Here is a 20,823-nt window from a genome sequence, read left to right on the forward strand (position 1 = left end):
GCTCACCCTTTCCACTTGAGAGGTGAACCCTACCCTAATATCCCTCTATCAGGTGGCCGAGTCGCCGGGCGTTTTTGGCGAACTGCTTGTCATTCGTGATGATCGACAAGCCTTCTTGCTCCGCACTATGCAAGACCATAGCGTCGTGATCACGAAGCATCGGATTGAAGGACTTCCCCTTCCACATCGCCTTGAGCCTTCCTTGAATATCTGCCACACCTTGCGGTGTAGCATCGGGACCCATTCGGCCGCCTCGTTCCGAGAGCCACTTATTAATTTCCTCCGGGGCGTGCCCGCCTTCAAGGAGTTCACGGTACGCCTGTGGCGAAAGAACAGGTGATCTACCCTTCAAAGCAGCGTCTACTTCGGCAGGCGCAATCCCGTGCAATGCGTCGGTAACGGGGTTGGTGTCAACAGCGACATACTCGGGTGCGAGACCCAGAGGGTCGGTCCACCGATATGGGTTGACCGTGTAGGTGACCGGATTGGGAGCCGCATCCAGGCCGAGAGGGTCCGGGGTCAGATACCGGGCGGCTTCAGGGTTGTAATGGCGGAAGTAGTTGTAGTGCAGGCCGGTTTCTGGGTCGTAGTACTGGCCCGGGAAGCGTAGAGGCGTATAGGCGGTGCTGTCGGCCGCCCACGCCGTCGTCCCCCACAGGGTGCTGCGAGTACGCCAGGCGATGTCGCCCCACTCGTCGATGAGTTCGCTGGGGGTGCCGACGAGGTCGGTGATGATGGCGAAGAAGCGGGAGTCGATCTCGTCCTGGGGTGCGTCGGCCGCGGTGATGCGTTCCGTCTGGGCGAGGGGGCGCAGGCCCTGGTGGTCCCAGGTGAGGGTGACCGGGTTGGGGAGGTCGGGGGATGTCGTGGTCTGTTCGCAGAGGGTGGTGCCGTCCCAGGTGAAGTCGATGCGCTCGACCACCGTTTCGCCGTGTGCCGCGAGGCGGAGTTTCGCCGTGCGGCGGCCCAGGGGGTCGTAGGTGTAGCGCCAGCGGGTTCCGTCGGGGGTCGTCACCGAGGTGAGGCGGTCCTCGGCGTCCCATTCGTAGCGCCAGGTGTCCGGCTTGCGGGACAGGCGGGTCTTCTGGCGCAGGGTGATACGGCCGAGAGCGTCGTGTTCGTAACGGACGTTGCCCGCTCGGGTGATGCGGGTGCCCATATAGGCGCGCGGTCCCGTCGCCTCTCCGCCCGGGTGGTTCGCCGGCCACTCGGCCTGAGTCTGGTTTCCTGCCTCGTCGTAGGCGTAGCGCTCTGTCCAGCCGGCCGCTTGTACCGCCGTCACTCGGCCTGCCGCGTCCAGCTCGAAGCGGCGGGAGCCGGACAGGTGGTCGTCGATGCCGATCAGGTTGCCGTCGGCACGGTAGGTGTACGCCCGGTGCTGTACCGTGCGGTCGCCGCCCGTCACCGACTGAGTGGTCAGGCGACCCGCGGTGTCGAAGCCGTGCTCCAGCCTGATCGTTTCGCCGATTCGGCGGGACAGTTCACGGCCCGCCTGGTCGTACGTGAAGTCAATGGCGTGGCCGGAGGCCGCCACCATGCCGGTGCGGCGCCCTGCGGCGTCGTACGTCCAGGTCGTCGTGGCCCCGGTCGGAGTGGTGCGGCCCGTGCGGCGGCCCAGCACGTCGTGCGCGTAGGTCAGGGTGCGGCCGTTGACCGTCTCCGAGTGCAGGCGGCCGTGGCGGTCGCGCAGCAACGTGAGCGTCGTGCCGTCAGGGCCCGTCGCCTGGGCAAGTTGATCCGTGAAGTCGTAGTCGTAGGTGGTGATCTGGCCGGCCGCGTCCTTGCGGGTCACCTGGCCCAGTTCGTTGCGCTCGAAGGACACCACATCGCCAAGAACGTTTCTGCGGGAGGCCAAGCGGCCTGCCGCGTCATGCGTGTAGGTGAGGGTGCGGTTGTCGAAGTCGGTCTCGGTGACCAGGCGGCCTGCCGCGTCGTACTCGTACGTCCAGGTCAGGCCCTGCGGGTTGGTGACCTTCGTCAGGCGCAGTTCCATGTCGTGGTCGAACTCGTAGCGGACCCCGTCCGGGCCCGTGCGGGCGGTCAGCAGGTCGAAGTGGGTGTACTCGAAGCGGGTGACGCCACCAATGGGGTCGGTGTGGGCGGTGCAGTTGCCCTCGCCGTCGTATGCCCAGGTCTCCGTCGTGCCGTCGGGTGCCGTGCGGCGGGTGAGGTGGCCTTCGACGGTCCATTCCAGGTGCGTTGTGGCACCTGTGGGGTCCGTGATTGCGGTCGGGCGGCCGAGGGCATCGCGTTGGTAGCGGGTCGTTGCGCCCAGCGGATCCGTGATCTCCAGCGGGAGCCCGGCTCGGTCGCAGACGACCGTTGTCGCGTTGCCCAGCGGATCGATCACGGAGGCCAGGTGGCCGGCCTCCGTGTAGGTGAAGTAAGTAGTCTGGCCCGCCGGGTCCGTCACCGATGTGCGGTTCCCGTGCTCGTCGAAGCCCTGGCGGATCACCGTACCGTCGGGATTCACCACCTTCACCGAAAGGCCGAGTTCGTTGTACTCCGCCCTCGCCTCGCGGCCGTCCGGACGGACGACCGACGTGAGGTTGCCCTCGTCGTCGTAGCCGAACGTCGTCGCGTGGCCCAGCGGGTCCGTCTGGGAGAGCAGGCGGTTGTAGCGGTCGCGGTGGTATCGGTTGGTCGCACCGAGGGCGTCGGTCTCCGCGACCACCTGCCAGGCGCTGTTGACCAGGTAGCGGCGGGTGTGGCCCTCGCCGGTCGTCGCGGTCGTGGTCCGCAGGCCGGTTTCCGGATCCGGATCCTCGTACGTCAGGCGCAGCGCCATGTGGCCCGCCGAGCCGCCCTCGGCTATACAGCGGTCCTGGTCGTCATACTCGTACGTGTAGCTACGGTCGTTCGTGTCCGTCCAGGAGGTGATCCGGCCCGCTTCGTCGTAGGTGAAGCGGAGCGGCTGGCCGGAGGAGTTGACGACCTCCGTCAGGTTGCCGTCCGTGTACCCGAAGCGTTTCAGCTCCTGGCCGGTCGCCACCAGGTGGTAGGCCGTGACACGACCCGACTCCGTCGTGATGCGGACTCCCTGGCCTGCGCTCGTCACCACGGCTAGCGGCGTGCCCTCCGCGTCGTACTCGAACGTGATCCAGTTACCGTTGCGGTCGTCGATCTGTTCCAGGACGGCCAGGTTTTCGCCCCGGTCGGCGAAGTGCCAGGTGCGGAGCGTGCGCGGGTCTGTGATCGTGTAGCCGCCGTCCACCCGGTCCAAGGGCCAGCGGGGGCCGTGGGACGGGAGGGTGGGCAGGCCCGGGGCCGGGTGCGGGTACGCCAGGAGCAGGCCGTCCTCGGTGACGAAGACGACTCCCTCCGCGTCGATCTCCAAGCGCTGGTCCAGCGTGGAGGACCAGGACGGGCCGAACCAGCGGCCCAGGTGGTAGCCGGACTCCACTCGTCGCTTCAGGACCAACGGCAGCACGCTGGGGAGGGTGACGTCCGTCTGCGGCAGGTACATCTTGCCGGTGGCGAGGTTGATCGGGTCGGTGCCCTTGCTCTCTGTGCTGTTCTCCTCGTGCGACCTCGCCGGAGGGTCGTCGTTCACCTTGTCTCGGGCGGAATTCGCCGCTTCGCGTTCCCCGGCCGCCGCTTCCTCGGCCCCCCTCGTCCCGTCTTCCGCGAGCCGGACACCGTCCGCGGCCGCTCCCTCGGCCCCCGCCTCCGGGATGAGGAACTGGGGCAGGAGTTCACCGCCGACCCCGCCGGGGTCCTGGAGGAAGGAGTTCCAGAGTTGGTTGCCGGTCTGGGTGGGATGCGTGACGAAGTCCACGGCGCCGCCCAGGAGTTCCACCTTGGCCTGGAGCGCCTCGTAGGGATGCGTGATCGCGTACGGGTCGAGCGGGTTCGCGTTGCGGGCCAGGTTGTTCAGATCGCCCAGCCCGCGCATGAAGCCGCCGAAGAAGCGCATGTCCTCCGTCTTGGCGGCATCCCAGACATCAGCACCGTCCAGTTTGAGCTGGTTCAGGGCCGAGGGCTCGCTGGGGGCGTGCTGCAGCGCTGCTTTGACACGGTCGGCGGCCTCCGCGGCGAGATGGGTGCGCTGGCGCCTTGCGGCGGCCAGGATCTGCTCGGCCGCCTGCTTGGCCTCATCCCCCGGGTCCTGGTCCGAAGGCTTCGGACCAGGGTCCTTCTCGCCCGCCTCGACCGCGTCGTTGTACGTCTGCACCTTCTGCTCATGGGCTTTCGAGGCGGCCTTGCCCTCGCGGTACTTCGCCACCGCCTCCCGCGCCTGAGACTGCGCCCACTCCACCGTGTGCGCGAAGTTCTCCAGCGCCGAGGCCGCCTCCCCGCACGCCTCGGCCGCCTGACGCCACTTGACCTGATGCGTCGCGAACTTCTTGCGGAAGGTATCGGCCGCCTCGCCCTGGAACTCCGACGAATCCAGCTTCTGCATCCCCGACGCCACCGCGCCGAAGGACCTCGCGAAGTTCCGCAGATGCCCCGCCGTCTCCCGCAGCTTCGCCGGATTGCCGTGGATGAGTTCCTTCGGATCCTCCGTCTCGTCCAGCTGCTGCTCGTCCACGTGCGCGCCCAGCCTGGACGCGGTGGAGTCACCCCAGTCGTCGACCTTGTCGGCCGCGCCATGCGCGCCGGCCCAGTCGAGCGCGTCACCCACGCCGTGCGCGCCCTCGTCGATCACGTGGCCCGTCGCCCGCTTGACGTGGTCGTACCCGGACTTCAGCGAACCGACGGCACTGTTGAACTTGCTGGTGAACGACATCAGTTACCGTCACCCGACCCGGCCACATCCCGCACCACGGACGGCGAGACCGGGTTGCCGGGCATGCCCTCGCTCGTCTCCACGTCCGTGAGCATGCCCTTCCCGGTCTGCTTCACGGAGTTCACCAGGTTGTCGCGGTCCTGCTTGCCGTAACCCGTGGTCGCCGCGGCATGGTTGATCTGGTCCAGGCTCTCCTTCTCCACCTGCTCGTTGGAGGCGAAGGGATCTCCGACCACGGAGTTGTAGGCGACCTTCAGCGAGCCCTTCACGTACTCGTCCGTCTGGTGGAAGGTGCCGGCCGCCAGCCCCATCCCCTCCGCCAGCGCGTTGCCCTCCTGCATCAGATCGCGCACCCCCCACTGCCAGCGCTCGCAGAAGGTGTGCAGCATGGCGCCCAGATGGTCGTCACCGACGTCCATGCCGTCCATCTCCAGGCCGGTGAAACCACGCCCCGCGCCCGCCCAGCCCTTCATCCCACCCAGCGAATCCATCTCGCTCAGCGCCTTGTTGATTCCCTCGGCGATCGACTTCAGCCCCTGCACCCGCAGATCCGGCTGCCCGCCCCCACTCGGCGACGTCATTACCGTCCCTCCCCCACGTCGACTGGTTCGGCAAGGGGGCGGCTTCCGGAGAAGTCCTGTTGGGTACGTCCGTCGCAGGCATCCCCGCGTACTCGCAAAGTCGCGGCCTGCGTATCCGTCCCGCCGACTCGGCGCCACCCCCGTGTCCGGACACGCCCGGATCATCACATCAGCGCATTGCCGGATGCAACGCGATACGCGGCACAGCGACGAGGTCTGGCCGAATGCACACCACGGTGCCACCACGCCTACGGCACCCCGGGCCCACGCACATGACAACCCCCGGACCCACGCACATGGCAACCCCCGGACCCCGCACACGGCAACGCCCGGGCCCCGTCGGGCCCGGGCGTCCTCACGCCGAGGTGATCAAGAGGCTTCCGCTACGGCAGCCCGTGCACATGCGCCCCCACCGAGTTCGACCACGCGTTCCCGGAGGAAGCGTCCCAGTTGGTCGACCAGGTCATGGCGCCCCGCAGGCCGGGATAGGTCTTCGACGGCTTGAAGGAGCCGCAACCCGTTCCCTTGGCCAGGCAGTCCAGCGCGTTGTTCACCACCGTCGGTGACACGTACCCGCTGCCCGCCGCGCTCGTGGAGGCCGGCAGGCCCAGGCCCACCTGGGACGGGGACAGGCCGCCCTCCAGCTGGATGCACGCCAGGGCCGTCAGGAAGTCCACCGAGCCCTGGCTGTAGACCTTGCCGTCGCAGCCCAGCATGGAACCGCTGTTGTAGTACTGCATATTGACGACCGTGAGGATGTCCTTGATGTTCAGGGCCGTCTGGAAGTAGGAGTTCGACGTCGACTGCATGTCGATCGTCTGCGGGGCCATGGTGATGATCAGGGACGTGCCCGCCTTCGACGACAGGGAACGCAGAGCCTGCGTCATGTAGGTCGCGTTGAGACCGTTCTCCAGGTCGATGTCGACGCCGTCGAAGCCGTACGTCTGCATCAGGGAGTAGACGGAGTTCGCGAAGTTCGTCGCCGATGCCGAGTCGCTGATCGACACCGTGCCGTTCTGGCCGCCGATGGAGACGATGACCTTCTTGCCGGCCGCCTGCTTGGCCTTGATGTCGGCCTTGAACTGGGCGACCGTGTAGCCGCCGAGGCCGGCCGAGTCCAGGTTGAAGGACACCGCGCCCGGCGTCGAGGTCGCGTCCGCGAAGGCCACCGCGATGATGTCGTAGGCCGACGGGACGTCGGAGAGCTTCTGGACCGTGGCGCCGTTGTTGAAGTTCTGCCAGTAGCCGGTCACCGCGTGCTTGGGGAGAGTGCCTCCGCCGCCACCCCCGGAGGCGGACGTCGTCCCGGTCACCGTCGCCGACTTCGCCGACTCACCCGCCGAGTTGGTCGCCGTGACCTGGAACGAGTACGACGTCGACGCCGACAGTCCGGTCACCGTCGCCGATGTGCCCGTCACCGCCGTCACCTTCGTGCCGTTGCGGTAGACGTTGTAGCCCGTCGCGCCGGAGACCGCGGACCAGGACAGGGAGACCGAGGAGGCCGTCGTGCCCGAGACCGTCAGGCCGGAAGGCGCGGACGGGACGGTGGGGGCCGGGTCGCCGCCACCGCCGCCGTCGGGGCCGTAGACCGAGATGTCGTCGGCGTAGTAGGCGGCCTGGCCGTACCAGCCGTGGGTGTAGACCGTGACGGAGGTCGTCGACGCGCCCGTGGTGAAGGTGGTCGTCAGTTGCTTCCACGACGACGAGTCGGGCGTCCACGTCGAGACGTCCGTCGTCCCCGTGCCCGTCACGCCCAGGTAGGAGTACCCGCCCTGCACCCATGCGCTCAGCGTGTACGTCGAGTTCGGCTTCACCGCCACCGACTGGGTGCACTGGGCGTTGTCCTGACCGGCCGGGGTCGCCTTCAGCGCCGAGGCGCCCGAGTGGACCGGGGAGGAGACCGTCGTGCCACTGCCCGCCGTACAGGTCCAGTTGGCCAGGCCCGACTCGAAGCCCGCGTTCTTGGCGTTGTTGACGTCCGCCGCGGACGCGGGGGTGGCGGCGAGGCCCGCGATCGCGAGGGCGAGGGCGGTGGCGGCGGACCACGTGGCGATCCGTCGTCTGCGTGGTCTGGGTATGCCTGATGCGCGGTCCACTGGGGCCTCCGGTGGGGGAGTAGGCGGGGAGAGGGGTGAGGGACGGTGGCCACCGCTGGCCTACAAGTTGGTCCAGACCAATTGGGCTGTCAAGAGGTCCAGACCAAAACCATCCCCGCCACCTTGACGGTCGCCTGCTCAACCTGTCCGCTTTTGGCGGGACTTGTGCCCAGAGAGTTCCACACGAGCTACACAAACGCTGTTCTCCGGCCATTGAGGCGTGGATACAGTGCTCGGGTAGTCACGCAATGAAGTCGTCCTGGCGCACGGGAGTCACACCGGTGGGCCGAAGGACGGGAAGAGCGGGGAGCTGCGCGTGCCAACTGCCATTGCCGTGACCAGTGCCGACATGGCGCTGCCGGTGCAGGACGAACGGACCATGCCCGCCGTCGTGCTGCGCGACATCGGCCGGCGCCCGCTGGAGCACGCCCTCGCCGAACTTCATGCCCTGACCGAGCAGTACGGGTATGTGGTCGTGGTGTGCTCACGGGCGACGCCGGAGTCCGTCGTACGGCGGCTGTACACCCTGCGGTCCTTGCTGGAGAGCGACCGCATCGCCCTGTTCCGGCCCGCACTGCCCCCGCTCGGCATCGCCGTCCTCGCCCGGCAGCTGCGGCAGCTCGCCTCCTGCGATCTGAGCCCGGGCGTGCTGGCCTCCGCCGGGCGGCTGCTCACCCACTACATCCACGCCGGCGCCGTCCTCGGCTCGGTCGCCAGGCTGGACCGGGTTCCGGTCGGACTCAAGGCGCACGCCAAGTCGTGGGTCCCGGGGAGTCAGTTCGCCGTCGTCGCCCACCCCGAGCCGCAGCTCGTCAAGGTCGCCCCCGGCGCCACGCTCAAAGGGCCGGAGTTCAGCACCTGGATGCTCGTCGCCAGGGGGCAGTTGCAGACCGACTGGATCGCGGGCCTCGCCAAGGAGTGGACCGCGCACGGGCTGCGCGAGACCCCGCTGCCCGCCGAGTCGCCCCGCTGGTGGGGGACCGGTCGCGTGGTGGAGTTCTGCAGCTACCTCGCCGATCTGTCGGTCCTGTACCAACTGGTCACCTCGGTACGGCAGTCCAGCTGCCACTGGTGCGGCCTCGACGTCATAGGCGACCTGTGCGTCTTCTGCTCCGCCACCCCGCCCGTGTACGAGCCCCCGGCCCCACGCGCGCTGGAACAGCGAACGCCCGCCTGACCCGCACGCACGTGACCCACATCCCGCTCGACCGATTCCCCCAATGAGGTTGCACGGTTCATGAACTCCCGTCAGCGCCGCGGCGTGATACTCCTGATCCTGTCGGTCCTGTGCGCTCTCGGCGCGTTCGCCGGCGTGCTCTCCGTCGTCCACGACGCGCAGTCCAAGCTCGGACCCGAGGTCAGCGCCTATCGGGTCAGGTCCGACGTGAAGCCGTACACCGCGCTGGACACGAGCCAGTTCGAGAAGATCAAGATGCCGGAACGATGGCTGTCCGGGAACGCCGTCACCAACCTCCGGCAGATTCAGGGCAAGATCGCCGTGACCACCCTGCGCGCCGGCTCCCTGCTCCAGACCGACATGGTCGTCGACCAGCCCGCCCTCCAGCCGGGCCAGCAGGAGGTCGCCATCATGATCGACGCGGCGACGGGTGTCGCGGGCAAGATCACACCCGGCGCCCGCGTCAACGTCTATGCCACCTTCGAGGGGAAGAAGGAAGGCGACCCCGACCAGTCGAAGATCATCGTCACCAACGCCCGGGTCCTCGACGTCGGCCGGATCACCGCCCTCGACCCCGACAACAGCAAGAACCAGCAGCCCACCGAGGCCGTCCCGATCACCTTCGCGCTGTCCACCCTCGACGCCCAGCGCATCACCTACGCCGAGTCCTTCGCCCAGCGCGTCCGGCTCGCCCTGGTGGCCCCGGGCCGCGAGACCAGCGTCCCGGACAAGGACCGCACCTACGAACTCGCGACGGACAAGTGAGAGGCGGCCCGCATGCCCACCAGGATCCTCCCGGCCGGCGCGGACCCGGACGCCGTCCGCTCCCTCACCACGCTGCTCAGCCAGCTCCCCGACGCCGAACCGCAGCCACCCGTCGGTGACTCCACCCAGCTGGTCGACACCCTCGCCCGCCTCGCCGCCGAGTCGGTGGACGAACTGCCCGAGGTGGTCGTCGTCCACGAGCGGATCGGCCCGGTTCCGGCCCTGGAGCTGATCCGCGAGGTCGCCCTGCGCTTCCCGGCCGTCGGCGTCATCCTCGTCACGACCGACGCGAGCCCCGGCCTGTTCGCCGCCGCCATGGACTCCGGCGCCCGCGGCCTGGTCGCGCTCCCGCTGTCGTACGAGGAACTCGCCAGCCGCGTCCAGGCCGTCGCCCAGTGGTCCACCGGCGTACGGCGCCACCTCGGGCACGGCGCCGACGTGTTCGGCGGGGCCGGCGGTACCGTCGTCACGGTCAGCGGTGCCAAGGGAGGCGTCGGCGCCACCCTGGCGGCGATCCAGCTCGCGCTCGCCGCCCAGGCCTCCGGCCGACCCACCGCCCTGGTCGACCTCGACCTGCAGACCGGCGACGTCGCCTCCTACCTCGACGTCCAGTTCCGCCGCTCGGTCGTGGACCTCGCCGCCATCACCGACATCTCGCCACGCGTCCTCGCCGACGCCGTCTTCCGCCACGACACCGGCCTCGCCCTGCTCCTCGCCCCCGGTGAGGGCGAACGCGGCGAGGAGGTCACCGACCGTGCCGCCCGCCAGATCGTCAGCGCCCTGCGCTCCCGGTACGAGGTGGTCGTGGCCGACTGCGGCGCCCAGCTCGGCGGGGCGAGCGCGGCCGCCGTGGAGATGGCCGACACCGCCCTGCTGGTGACCACCCCGGACGTGGTCGCCGTACGCGCCGCCAAGCGGACCGTGCGCATGTGGGACCGGCTGCAGATCCGCAAGGCCGAGGAGACGACGGTGGTCGTCAACCGCCATACCCGCAGCACGGAGATCCAGCCGGCGCTGGTGCAGCGGATCACCGGTACGGCGGTGGCGCGTACCGCCGTACCCGCCAACTTCAAGGAACTGCAGGGGGTGGTGGACGCGGGGCGCCTGCACGAGCTCGACAGCAGGAGCACGGTGAAGCAGGCCCTGTGGGCGCTCGCCGGAGAGCTGGGGCTGGTGAAGGCGGCCGAGGGGGCGCACCGGGGCGGGGGCCGCGGATCGGTCGGCTTCCGGCGGCGGAAGGAGTGAGGGGCCGATGAGACGCCTTGGAGGGGACGACCGGGGGCAGGTCAGCATCGAGTTCCTCGGGATGACTCCGCTGATCATCCTGACCCTGGTGCTCATGTGGCAGTGCGTGCTCGTGGGGTACGCCTACACGCTCGCGGGGAATGCTGCGGACGAGGGCGTACGTGCGGGGACGGCGGCGCATCGGGGGGAGCGTTTCGGTGTGTGCGAGCAGGCTGCGCTGAAGCATCTGTCGGGGGCGTGGCGAGGGGGTGCCGGCGTGGACCGGTGCGACGGGACCGGTTATGTGACGGCGGACGTCTCGATCAAGGTCCCCGTCCTGTTCCCCGGCTCGATCGACTTCCCCGTCACGGTGCACGGTCACGCCGGCGCGGTGGAGGAGGTGAAGGACTGAGATGTCGTACCGCCGTGGACGCGACGCGGGTCAAGTGGCCATCGAGTACCTGGGGTTCATCCCGGTCCTGCTGATCGTCGGGCTGGCCGGTATCCAGATCGGGGCGGTCGCCTACGCGGCCGAACAGGCCGGTACGGCGGCGCGGGCGGGAGCACGGGCGGCGTCGCTGGGACAGAACGCCCAGCAGGCGTGCGCGCAAGCCGTCAGCGGAGGACTGACGGTGCGGTGCGACCAGGCGCCGGGCGGCGACTCGGTCACCGTCATCGCCACCGTCGACATCCCGCGGATCGTCCCCGGCTGGCACTTCGACCCCGCCCGGAAGACCGCCACCATGCCCCTCGACCACTGACCGAGGAGAAGCGAACCCATGAGCCTGCGGGCACGCATCAGCACTCCCGAGGAGCACGGCAGCCGGGGCGAGGACGGGCACCTGGTCGCCTCCTACCGGGCCAAGCTGCTGGAGGAGATCGACCTCGCCGAGATGAGCTCCCTGGCCGCCGCCGAGCGCCGCGCGCGCCTGGAACGGGTGCTCGGGCACATCATCAGCCGCGAGGGCCCGGTGCTCTCCACCGTGGAACGCTCCCAGCTCATCCGCCGGGTGGTGGACGAGGCCCTGGGCCTCGGCATCCTGGAACCGCTGCTGGAAGACGCCTCGATCACCGAGATCATGGTCAACGGACCCGACGCGATCTTCGTCGAACGCGGCGGCCGCGTCGAGCAGTTGCCGCTGCGCTTCGTCTCCGCCGACCAGCTCATGCAGACCATCGAGCGGATCGTGTCGACCGTCAACCGGCGCGTCGACGAGTCCAACCCGATGGTCGACGCCCGCCTGCCCTCAGGCGAGCGTGTCAACGTCATCATCCCGCCGCTGTCGCTGACCGGCCCCACCCTCACCATCCGCCGCTTCCCGCGCTCCTTCACCCTCCAGGAGCTGATCGGCTTCGGCTCGCTCGACGAGCAGATGGTGTTCCTGCTGGCCGGTCTCGTGCAGGCCAAGTTCAACATCATCGTCTCGGGGGCCACCGGTACCGGCAAGACGACCCTGCTCAACGCGCTCTCCGGACTCATCCCCGCGCACGAGCGCATCATCACCATCGAGGACTCCGCCGAACTCCAGCTCCAGCAGACCCACGTGGTCCGGCTGGAGTCACGGCCGCCCAACGTGGAGGGCAAGGGCCAGGTCACCATCCGCGACCTGGTGCGCAACTCGCTGCGCATGCGCCCGGACCGGATCGTGGTCGGTGAGGTCCGCGGCGGCGAGTCCCTGGACATGCTGCAGGCGATGTCGACCGGCCACGACGGCTCCCTGGCCACCGTCCACGCCAACAGCGCCGTGGACGCCCTGACCCGCCTGCAGACCCTGGCCTCCATGTCCGACGTCGAGGTGCCCTTCGTGGCCCTGCACGACCAGATCAACAGTGCCGTCGACGTCATCGTCCAGCTCACCCGGTTCGCCGACGGCGCGCGCCGCATCACCGAGATCGCGCTGCTCGACAGCCACGGCGGCGAGCCCTACCGGCTGGCGACCGTGGGCCGCTTCCACGCCCGGCCCATGACCCCCGACGGCCGGGTGTACGGCACCTTCGAGTACTTCCCGCTCCCACGCCGCACCGCGGACCGCCTCTACATGGCCGGCCAGCCCGTCCCGCAGGCCTTCGGCGTCGCCCACTCCGCCGACCAGCTCGCCACCCGAGAAGCCAGGTAGGCCACCCCATGGAACTCCACGACCTCGTCCAGCTCACCACCGGTGTCGCACTGCTGACCTGCGTCCTGGCGGTCGTCGGCGTGCACGTCTACGCCTCGGGCCGGGCCCAGCGGGCCGCGCTGATCGACCGCCTCTCGCACACCGGCGCCGTCCCGGGCGGCGGCCGCCGGCGCCGCTTCCGCGACCTGGACCGCCGGCTGCGCCGCACGACGCTCGGCCGGAAGCTGGAACTGCGACTGGCGGCCACGGGCCTGGACGTCACCCCGGGCGAGTTCTTCGTCTACATGCTCGCCACGGTCGCCGCGCTGTGGCTGATCGGCCAGGCCACCCTGGCCCCCTTCTTCGGCCCCCTCGCAGGCCTGCTCGGCATCTGGGCGGCGCTGCAGTTCCTCAACTGGCAGCGCCAGAAACGCATCGAGCGCTTCATCAACCAGCTCCCCGAACTGGCCCGCATCCTCGCCAACGCGACCCAGGCCGGCCTGGCGCTGCGCACCGCGATCGGCATGGCGGCGGAGGAGCTCGAGGCACCCGCGGGCGAGGAACTGGCCAAGGTTGCCGACCAGTTGGCGATCGGCCACTCCCTGGACGACGCGCTCGGCGAGCTCGCGGACCGGCTCCCGTCCCGTGAGCTGGTCGTACTCGTCACCACCCTCGTCCTGTCCAACCGGGCGGGCGGCCAGGTGGTCAGCGCGCTCCGCAACCTGACCGAGACCCTGGAGGAACGCAAGGAGACCCGGCGCGAGATACGCACCCAGCTCTCCCAGGTGACGATGACGTCGTACGCCGTCCCCGTCCTCGGGATCGGCGCCCTCTTCCTGATGAACGGGGTCAAGGACGGCGCCCTGGAGCGCATGACCGGCTCACCGGTCGGCCAGGCCTGCGTGATCACCGCGTTCGCCATGTACGCCGTCGGCTTCGTCCTCATCCGCCGGATGAGCCGGATCGACGTGTGAGGGGGCGGATCCGATGGCATTCCTGCTCGCCCTGCTGATGGGCCTCGGCGTCTGGGGCGCCTTCGCCGGCATCCGGATGTACCGGGCGGACGCGAAGCTCCCCGGTGATCTGGCGGTCGCCCTGGAGGTCGGCGCCACCCGCACCGGTGCGGTGGACTCGGTGATCGACCGCATGGGCATGCGCTACGCCCCCGCGGTGCTGCGTCTGATGGGCCCCCGCACGGTGGCCAAGTACCGCCGCAGGATCGACCTCGCGGGCAACCCCGGCGGCCTGACCATCGACCGCTACGCGGCCCGCCGCGCGGTGTACGGGGCGCTCGGCGGCGTGGGTTTCCTGGTCTTCCTGCTCCGCGGCCAGTGGTTCGTGGCCCTGCTGCTCCTCCTCTTCGGGGCGTTCTGGACGGAGGTCGGCATCTGGTCGGCGATCCGCGTCCGCAAGGACGTGATCGAGCGGACCCTGCCCGACTTCCTGGACGTGCTGGCGGTGGTGGTCAGCGCCGGACTCGGCTTCCGCCAGGCCCTGGACCGGGTGGCCTCGCGCTACGAGGGCCCCTGGGCGGACGAACTGCGCATCACCCTGCGCCAGATGGACCTCGGCATGAGCCGTCGTCAGGCCTTCGCGGAACTGCGCCGCCGCAACGACTCCGAGCAGGTGGCGATGTTCGTGACGGCGTTGCAGCAGGGGGAGGAGCTGGGCGCCCCCATCGTGGACACCCTGGTCGCCCTGGCCAAGGACATGCGCCGTACGGACGCCCAGAACGCCCGCCGCAAGGCCGCCCGCGCGGTCCCCAAGGCCACGCTGATGATCACCACGTTCATGGTCCCGGCGACGATGCTCCTGCTGGGCGCCGGCCTGTTGCTGGGCTCCGGCGTGGACTTCGGCTCACTCACGGGGAAGTGAGCGGCCGATGACGGCGATGGGAGCGACCGGACCGGGCGGGCGCCTGTCCCTGCGGGGGGCGGTGAGGGGGCGGCTCGCGTTCTTCGCGCGTCCGCGCCCGAAGCGGCCGGCGGCGCTGTCCCGGACGGAAGCCGCTGTTCCCGAGCCCTCCGAGAAGATCCAGGTACGCGCCCTCCAAGCGATGTGCCGCCAGGTCTTCGGCTTCCGGCTGGCGATGATCGTCCTCGCCGCTCCCGCCGCCCTGCTCAACGCGGCCCCCGGTCTGGGCGTCCGCCTGGTGGGCGCGGCGGTCGTCGTCACCTTCATGGTGTCCTACGTCCTCTTCCGCGACTGGGAGCGCTTCGGCCCCCTCCTCCTGCGCCACCCCAGCCTCCTCGCGGCCGACACCCTCTTCGGCTCCCTCCTCCTCATCTCGGCGGGCCCGGACACCACCCTCGCCTACGTCAGCGTCTGCACCCCGCTCCTGGCAGGCCTGGTCTACAGCTGGCGGGGCGCCGCCTGCTTCGCCTCCCTGCAGTCCCTGATCCTGCTGCTGGTCCACGCCACCCTGAAGTCGGACCGCCAGGCGGGCGTGGCCGAATCCCTCCTCCTGCCCGGCCTGTGCGTCATCGCCGGCGCCATGGGCTCGACCCTGCGCAACCTGATGCTCCGCTTCGGCGCGGCCACCCAGGCCCTCACGGCGGTCCAGGCCCGCCTGGCGGCGACGGAGGCGGTGCACGCGGAACGCGCGCGCCTGGCCCGCGAGATGCACGACTCAGTGGCCAAGACCCTCCACGGCGTCGCGCTCGCCGCCGACGGCCTGGCCGCGACGGCCGCCGCCGAGGCCCCCGACCCGGCCCGCATCCGGCAACAGGCGGACCTGGTGTCCCGCTCGGCACGCAGGGCGGCGGCGGAGTCCCGGGAACTGCTGGAGGACCTGCGACGGGACGAGACTCCGTCGCGGCCGGCGGACGTCTGGGCAGAACTGACGGCCAGGGCCCGTGACTTCAGCGCGCGCACGGGCATACGAGCCGTCTGCCGCCGCACGGGAAAGGACCGCCTTCCGCCCATCCCCCCGGCTCTCGCCCGCCCCCTCCTGGCCATCGCCACGGAGGCACTGGAGAACGCCCATCGGCACGCCTCCCCGACCCGGGTGGAGCTGACCGCGGGGATCCACGGCGACCAGCTCCGGCTGACGATCCACGACGACGGCGACGGCCTTCCCCCGGACACCACCCTCGAACGACTGCGCCACTCCGGCCACTTCGGGCTGCTGGGCATGGTCGAACGGGCCGCCTCGGCGGGGGCCCGCATCCGCGTCGGCCGCGGCGAGCGTGAGCGGGGCACGGAGGTCAGAGTGGAACTCCCCCTGCGGGCCCTGACATGCGACGTCCCGTCCGAGGAAACCTGAGAGGAGGCACCCGATGCAGCAACCCCAAAACCCCGGCCAGGACTTCCCTTCACCGACCGCCACGGTCCCCCTCCGCCTCGTGGTGGCCGACGACAACCCCGTCATCCGCGCGGGCCTCACGGCCCTCCTCTCCGACCGCGAGGACACCACGGTGGTGGCGGAGGCGGCGGACGGCCGCGAGGCGTACGAGGCGGCACTGCGGCACCGCCCCGACGTCATCCTCCTCGACGTCCGCATGCCCGGCGTCGACGGAATCTCGGCGTTGCCCCACCTGGTCCGGCTCGCCCCGGTCATGATGCTCACCTACAGCCACGAGACGGAGACGGTGCGGGAGGCGTTGCGGCTGGGGGCGGGGGGCTATCTGGTGCACGGGGAGTTCACGACGGAGCAGCTGGTGAGGGCGGTACGGGATGTCCGGGAGGGCCGGCCGCACGTGACGCCGGGGGCGGCGAAGGCGTTACTCACCCACCTCCATCCCAGTGCACCTGCACATGTCGGTACGGAACTTCCCCCGGTTTTAGGTCAAATTCCACCCGAAAACCTTTCGCAACTGCAATCTGATGTGGGACAGTCGTTCCGGTCGCGGTTCCAACTGAGCACCAGGGAGGCGGAGATCATGGACCTCATCGCATCCGGCATGACCAACCGGCAGATCGCCGCCACCTGCTTCATCAGCGAGAAGACCGTCAAGAACCACATCAACCGCATCTTCGCCAAGCTCCAGAGCACGAGCAGGTCGCAGGCGGCCGCGAAGTGGCTGGGGGTGGCGTGAGATGGCTCCGCGAGGGAGGTGTTGGGTCCGGGAATGGGTCCTGGGGCCCTCTGGGGGGTGGGGTGTTGCGCCTTACGTTGTCCGGATCGGGGGTGAACCTGGAGGGGAAGACCATGAGCAACTGGTTCAACACCACTGTCGCGTACCTGCAGGCCCGCGCTACCCGCAACGACAAGGGCCAGACCGCGGTGGAGTACCTCGGCATCATCGCGGTGGTTGTGGCGATCGTGCTGGCGATCACGGGTACGAGCATCGGCCAGTCGATCTTCGACGCGATCAGGACGAAGATCGCCGAGGTCACCGGCTAGTACGCCTCCGTAGGCACAGCGACGCAGGGCAGGCCTTCCCCATCTACATCACGGTGGTGGCGGGTCTGCTCTTCCTTGCGTTCGCCTACCTCGCGGTCGGCCAGGCCGCGGTGAATCGGAGCGGCGCCCAGACGGCCGCTGACGCGGCGGCGCTGGCGGCGGCCCAGAACGCCCGTGATCAGTTGGCGGCCAAATGGTGGGACGACCTCCAGGACCCCACGGCGTGGCAAGAAATCTTCCACGGCAGGGTGCCGATCGCCGACCCGTGCTGGCGAGCGGAACAACTTGCCGGGCAGAACGATGCCGAGTTGTTGCCCCCTTGTTCCTCACCCACGCCGCTGAGCTACAAGGTCAAGGTAAAGACCAACAAGTCCGTCGGTGATTCCGTCGTACCCGGGACAGAGGACATCAAGTCAACGGCTTCTGCCACCGCTGAGATCAAGCCGCTCTGCACCATCCCCCCGGGCGGCGACGCGGGAGGCCGTACTTTGCCCCAACTCAACTGCAACGGCAAGGTCTGGGAGCCGGATCCGGATGACCAAGCCAGCCTCCCGAAGCCCGAAGACCTTTTCGATGTCCACTTGGCCGGATGAAAAGCGAACGATGACTGATGAAGGAAGCGGAGCGATGAGCATTCGGTTCTCTGCGAAGACCCGCAGGGGGATGGTCGCATTGACCGTTGCGGCTGGTCTGGCTGTCGGTGTGGCCGGCTGCAGTGGGGGTGGCGGCGACGACAAGAAGCCGCACAGTTCGGCATCCGCTTCCAAGACCGACGGCTCCGATCCGAGTGCCCAGGAGGGGCAGTCGGACGAGCCCCTTGCCGAACTGAGAGGTTCGGACGGCCTGCTCCTCCAGATCACCTCCGCACAACGTGATTCCGGTGGCTTTGTCACCGTGAACGGCACTTTGAAGAACGACGGGGCCAAGAGTCTCCTCGTCCCATCCGCTCTGAGCGGCAATGAAACCGAGATCATCAGGAACGGCACGTCTCTGGGCGGTGCCACACTGATTGATCCCAAGGGAAAGAAGCGGTACTACGTCCTGCGCGACACGGAGGGGCGCCCGCTGACCACCACTGGTTTTTCGACACTCAAGGCCGGTGACAGCTTGGCGGTCTTCATGCAGTTCCCGGCGCCCCCTGCGAACACGACCGAGGTGGACTTCCAGCTGCCGACGTTCCCGGCCGCCACCATCAAAATCTCCGGGTGAGGCCAAAGTGACCACCACACCCCGCCTCACCCTCACCCTCACCACCGCAGCCCTCCTCGCGGCCACCAACCTCTCCCTGGCCCGGGCCGATGACACGGGTCCCAGTGAACCGCCGGGGACGGAACCCTCCGCCACCGCCCCCGTCAAAATCGACCCCACCGACCCGGACCTCAAGCTCCCCGAGGGCGCCACGCTCGCGGATCCCAAGGTGCTGGACATCAAGTCGGTCGTCGAAGACCAAAGTGGGGACGAGCGCCGGGAGGACACCAACGCGGACGTGACGTTCGCCCTGCAGGCCGAGGTGCTGTTCAGCAAGGACAGTGCCAAGCTCGGCGGCGAGGCGAAGGCACGCATCGCGACGATCGCCGAGGAGATCAAGAAGCAGAACGCGACCCAGGTCCGCGTCTTCGGCTTCACCGACAACCTCGGGTCCTCCGCCCACGGCGACGTCCTGTCCAGGCAGCGCGCGAACGCCGTACAGACCGTCCTGGACCAGGACCTGAACTCCCCGGACATCACCTTCGAGGTTCGTGGCTACGGCGAGCAGTACCCGATCGCCGACAACTCGACGGAGGCGGGCCGGAAGAAGAACCGCCGGGTGGAGGTCTCCTTCCCCCGCACCGAGCGGTGAACACGGAGCCGCCTACTCAACCGTGAACGTCCCTGAAGCTCGCATGCCCGGCTGCTGGACAGCACCACCGACAGTCACCCGGACTCGACGGTCACCCGCACCCCCGCCCGCACGCCCCATTCCGCCATGGCTCCGGCCGCCGCCTCCAGCACATGCCGGGAACGCAGCCGGGGCAGGCCCAGGCGGCCAGGCCGCATCGTGCGTACAGCCAGGACGGTGAGGCCGCGGTCGAGGTAGGCGACATCGATGGGGATGCGCATACGGAAGGTGTGCACACCGTTGGCGGGGGAGAGCAGGATGGCCCCGTCGACCGAGTCGCGGCCCAGCAGGCCTCTGGTGCGCGCGCGGTACGACGTCGCGATCTCCAGCGGCACGGTGATGTCGGTCCCGCCGCCGCCCCGGGGGATCAGCAAGCTCCCGCGACCGTCCCGCCAACGCGCCATTCCCACGCCACCTCCGCGGTGACCGTACCCACTGCGCCGCGTGCGTAAAGGAGTTGTCCCACTCGGCGTGGCCCCATTAGGAAGAGCGCATGACTGGACTCGGCGTCGTGTTCCGACCCCAGCTCCCTCCCGAGCGTCTGCGCGCGGTGGCCCGGCTCGCGGACGAGGTCGGGCTGGAGGAGTTGTGGTTGTGGGAGGACTGTTTCCTGGAGGGCGGTGTGTCCACGGCCGCGGCCGCTCTCGCCTGGACCGAGCGGGTGCGGGTCGGTATCGGGCTGTTGCCCGTGGCGCTGCGGAACGTCGCCGTCACCGCCATGGAGGCCGCCTCGCTGGAGCGCATGTTCCCCGGCCGGGCCGTCCTGACCGTGGGGCACGGTGTGCAGGACTGGATGGGCCAGGTCGGTGCGCGTGCCGCCTCGCCCCTCACCCTCCTCGGTGAGCAACTCGACGCTCTGCGCGTCCTGTTGCGCGGCGAGCGGCTCAGCGTGCGGGGTCGGTACGTCCGGCTGGACGACGTCGGCCTCGACTGGCCCCCGCAACGGGCGGTCGACGTGTTCGCGGGCGCCACCGGACCCCGGACGCTCTGTCTCGCCGGGGCCAAGGCCGACGGCACCCTTCTCACCGCCTCCACCTCTCCGGACGGCGTACGGCAGGCCCGCCGACTCATCGACGAGGGGCGCCGGGAGGCAGGGCGTACCGAGCCGCACAAGGTCGTCGTCCATCTCCTCGCCGCGACGGGGGCCGACGCTGCCGAGAGGCTGCGTGCCGAACTCCTCGCCGAGGGCCTGGAGTCGGTTCCGCAGGTCGGTGTCGCCGGGGACGCGGGTGCCGTGGCCAAGGCCGTGCAGCGGCTCGCCGAGGCCGGCGCCGACACCGTCGTGCTGCAGCCGACGGGGGACGAGCCCGACCCGGAGGGCTTCGTACGCTTCGCGGCGCGGGAGGTCCGGCCCCTGGTGCCGTAGCGGCAGACGCCTTGTCAGAGGCGTTGTCAGTGGGCGCTGCCACACTCGCCACCATGACGGACATGCACAGCGAGGTGGGTCTGCGGCCGGTCCTCGAGGCGGACCTCGAGCGCTTCCTCGCCTACGAGCACGACCCGGAGGCCCTCCGGCGGTCGCGGTTCACTCCCCGGCCGCGGGAGGCCTTCCTGCGGCACTGGCGGGAGCGGGTGCTCGGCGATCCCGACTGCCTCGTGCGGACGGTCACCGTCGACGGTGACGTGGCCGGGAGCGTCGTCTCCTGGACGGCGGACGAGCGCCGGTTCGTCGGCTACTGGCTCGGACGGCCGTACTGGGCCCGAGGCGTCGGTACCCGAGCCCTCGGCCTCTTCCTGGAGCAGGAGCGGGTACGACCCCTGTACGCCGACCCGTTCTCCGGCAACACCGCCTCCGTCCGCCTGCTGGAGAAGCACGGCTTCGAACGGGTGGGCACGGTACGCCACGGCGAGGACGAACATGTCCTGCTCGCCCTGCTCCGACCCGGTGAGGGCGGCCGGTGACCGCTCCTGGCGAGCCCTGGCGATTCCGG

At 69.6% G+C, this 20,823-nt stretch carries 19 protein-coding genes and 1 pseudogene; 16 read left to right on the plus strand and 4 right to left on the minus strand.

From position 1 onward, the window contains the following. Window positions 1-34: 34 nt before the first annotated feature. The 3 genes from ACFZDC_RS11840 to ACFZDC_RS11850 form a co-directional block, all read right to left on the minus strand. The gene (locus tag ACFZDC_RS11840) at window positions 35-4,729 is read right to left on the minus strand and encodes a putative T7SS-secreted protein (protein ID WP_391322687.1); all 4,695 of its coding nucleotides are present in this window, start codon (window positions 4,727-4,729) and stop codon (window positions 35-37) included. Next, window positions 4,729-5,310, minus strand: coding sequence for a hypothetical protein (locus ACFZDC_RS11845; RefSeq protein WP_391322689.1), 582 nt, complete (start codon window positions 5,308-5,310; stop codon window positions 4,729-4,731). The genes ACFZDC_RS11840 and ACFZDC_RS11845 overlap by 1 nt, the downstream gene beginning before the upstream one ends. 383 nt (window positions 5,311-5,693) lie before the next feature. Next, window positions 5,694-7,406 (minus strand): glycosyl hydrolase family 18 protein, encoded by a 1,713-nt coding sequence (locus ACFZDC_RS11850; protein ID WP_391322691.1) that lies wholly within the window; start codon window positions 7,404-7,406, stop codon window positions 5,694-5,696. Window positions 7,407-7,755: 349 nt separating this feature from the next. Here ACFZDC_RS11850 and ACFZDC_RS11855 point away from each other — a divergent pair, with 349 nt between their 5' ends. From ACFZDC_RS11855 to ACFZDC_RS11920, 14 genes and pseudogenes are all read left to right on the plus strand, one after another. Beyond that, entirely contained in the window at window positions 7,756-8,583 is an 828-nt protein-coding gene (locus ACFZDC_RS11855) for a hypothetical protein (RefSeq protein WP_391322833.1), read from the plus strand. Window positions 8,584-8,643: 60 nt separating this feature from the next. Next, window positions 8,644-9,348 (plus strand): Flp pilus assembly protein CpaB, encoded by a 705-nt coding sequence (cpaB, locus tag ACFZDC_RS11860; RefSeq protein WP_391322693.1) that lies wholly within the window; start codon window positions 8,644-8,646, stop codon window positions 9,346-9,348. Between the two features lie 12 nt (window positions 9,349-9,360). Then, window positions 9,361-10,593: an AAA family ATPase gene (locus tag ACFZDC_RS11865; RefSeq protein ID WP_391322694.1), complete on the plus strand. Its 1,233-nt coding sequence runs from the start codon at window positions 9,361-9,363 to the stop codon at window positions 10,591-10,593. Between the two features lie 7 nt (window positions 10,594-10,600). Next, a complete protein-coding gene (locus ACFZDC_RS11870; protein ID WP_391322696.1) occupies window positions 10,601-10,984 on the plus strand; it encodes a TadE/TadG family type IV pilus assembly protein in 384 nt (127 codons plus the stop codon). Window position 10,985: 1 nt separating this feature from the next. Then, window positions 10,986-11,333, plus strand: coding sequence for a TadE/TadG family type IV pilus assembly protein (locus ACFZDC_RS11875; RefSeq protein WP_391322698.1), 348 nt, complete (start codon window positions 10,986-10,988; stop codon window positions 11,331-11,333). An 18-nt stretch (window positions 11,334-11,351) separates the two neighbouring features. After that, a complete protein-coding gene (locus ACFZDC_RS11880; protein ID WP_391322700.1) occupies window positions 11,352-12,689 on the plus strand; it encodes an ATPase, T2SS/T4P/T4SS family in 1,338 nt (445 codons plus the stop codon). A gap of 8 nt (window positions 12,690-12,697) precedes the next feature. Continuing rightward, window positions 12,698-13,642, plus strand: coding sequence for a type II secretion system F family protein (locus ACFZDC_RS11885; protein ID WP_391322701.1), 945 nt, complete (start codon window positions 12,698-12,700; stop codon window positions 13,640-13,642). A 13-nt stretch (window positions 13,643-13,655) separates the two neighbouring features. Continuing rightward, window positions 13,656-14,543: a DUF5936 domain-containing protein gene (locus ACFZDC_RS11890; protein WP_391322703.1), complete on the plus strand. Its 888-nt coding sequence runs from the start codon at window positions 13,656-13,658 to the stop codon at window positions 14,541-14,543. A 7-nt stretch (window positions 14,544-14,550) separates the two neighbouring features. Beyond that, a complete protein-coding gene (locus ACFZDC_RS11895) occupies window positions 14,551-15,933 on the plus strand; it encodes a histidine kinase (RefSeq protein WP_391322704.1) in 1,383 nt (460 codons plus the stop codon). 13 nt (window positions 15,934-15,946) lie between these two features. Continuing rightward, window positions 15,947-16,705 (plus strand): response regulator, encoded by a 759-nt coding sequence (locus tag ACFZDC_RS11900; RefSeq protein ID WP_391322706.1) that lies wholly within the window; start codon window positions 15,947-15,949, stop codon window positions 16,703-16,705. A 113-nt stretch (window positions 16,706-16,818) separates the two neighbouring features. Next, on the plus strand, window positions 16,819-17,013 hold the full coding sequence (locus ACFZDC_RS11905) for a Flp family type IVb pilin (protein ID WP_391322708.1): 195 nt from the start codon (window positions 16,819-16,821) through the stop codon (window positions 17,011-17,013). A gap of 11 nt (window positions 17,014-17,024) precedes the next feature. Continuing rightward, a pseudogene (locus tag ACFZDC_RS11910) lies at window positions 17,025-17,606 on the plus strand (pilus assembly protein TadG-related protein); the annotation flags it as partial. 34 nt (window positions 17,607-17,640) lie between these two features. Beyond that, window positions 17,641-18,222, plus strand: a complete 582-nt coding sequence (locus ACFZDC_RS11915; protein ID WP_391322710.1) for a hypothetical protein — start codon at window positions 17,641-17,643, stop codon at window positions 18,220-18,222. A 7-nt stretch (window positions 18,223-18,229) separates the two neighbouring features. Beyond that, window positions 18,230-18,853 carry an OmpA family protein gene (locus tag ACFZDC_RS11920; RefSeq protein WP_391322711.1) on the plus strand — a complete coding sequence of 208 codons (624 nt, stop codon included), beginning with the start codon at window positions 18,230-18,232 and terminating at the stop codon, window positions 18,851-18,853. Between the two features lie 74 nt (window positions 18,854-18,927). Here ACFZDC_RS11920 and ACFZDC_RS11925 read toward each other — a convergent pair whose 3' ends face one another. Next, entirely contained in the window at window positions 18,928-19,296 is a 369-nt protein-coding gene (locus tag ACFZDC_RS11925; RefSeq protein WP_391322713.1) for a DUF192 domain-containing protein, read from the minus strand. Between the two features lie 89 nt (window positions 19,297-19,385). On the opposite strand from ACFZDC_RS11925, the gene ACFZDC_RS11930 reads away from it, so the two are divergent. After that, window positions 19,386-20,258: an LLM class flavin-dependent oxidoreductase gene (locus tag ACFZDC_RS11930; protein ID WP_391322715.1), complete on the plus strand. Its 873-nt coding sequence runs from the start codon at window positions 19,386-19,388 to the stop codon at window positions 20,256-20,258. 62 nt (window positions 20,259-20,320) lie between these two features. Continuing rightward, complete coding sequence (locus ACFZDC_RS11935) at window positions 20,321-20,794, plus strand: GNAT family N-acetyltransferase (RefSeq protein WP_391322835.1); 474 nt, start codon at window positions 20,321-20,323, stop codon at window positions 20,792-20,794. The last annotated feature ends 29 nt before the right edge of the window (window positions 20,795-20,823 follow it).

Origin of the sequence: Streptomyces sp. NPDC007905, from assembly GCF_042959345.1 — a bacterium.
Classification (GTDB): Bacteria; Actinomycetota; Actinomycetes; order Streptomycetales; family Streptomycetaceae; genus Streptomyces.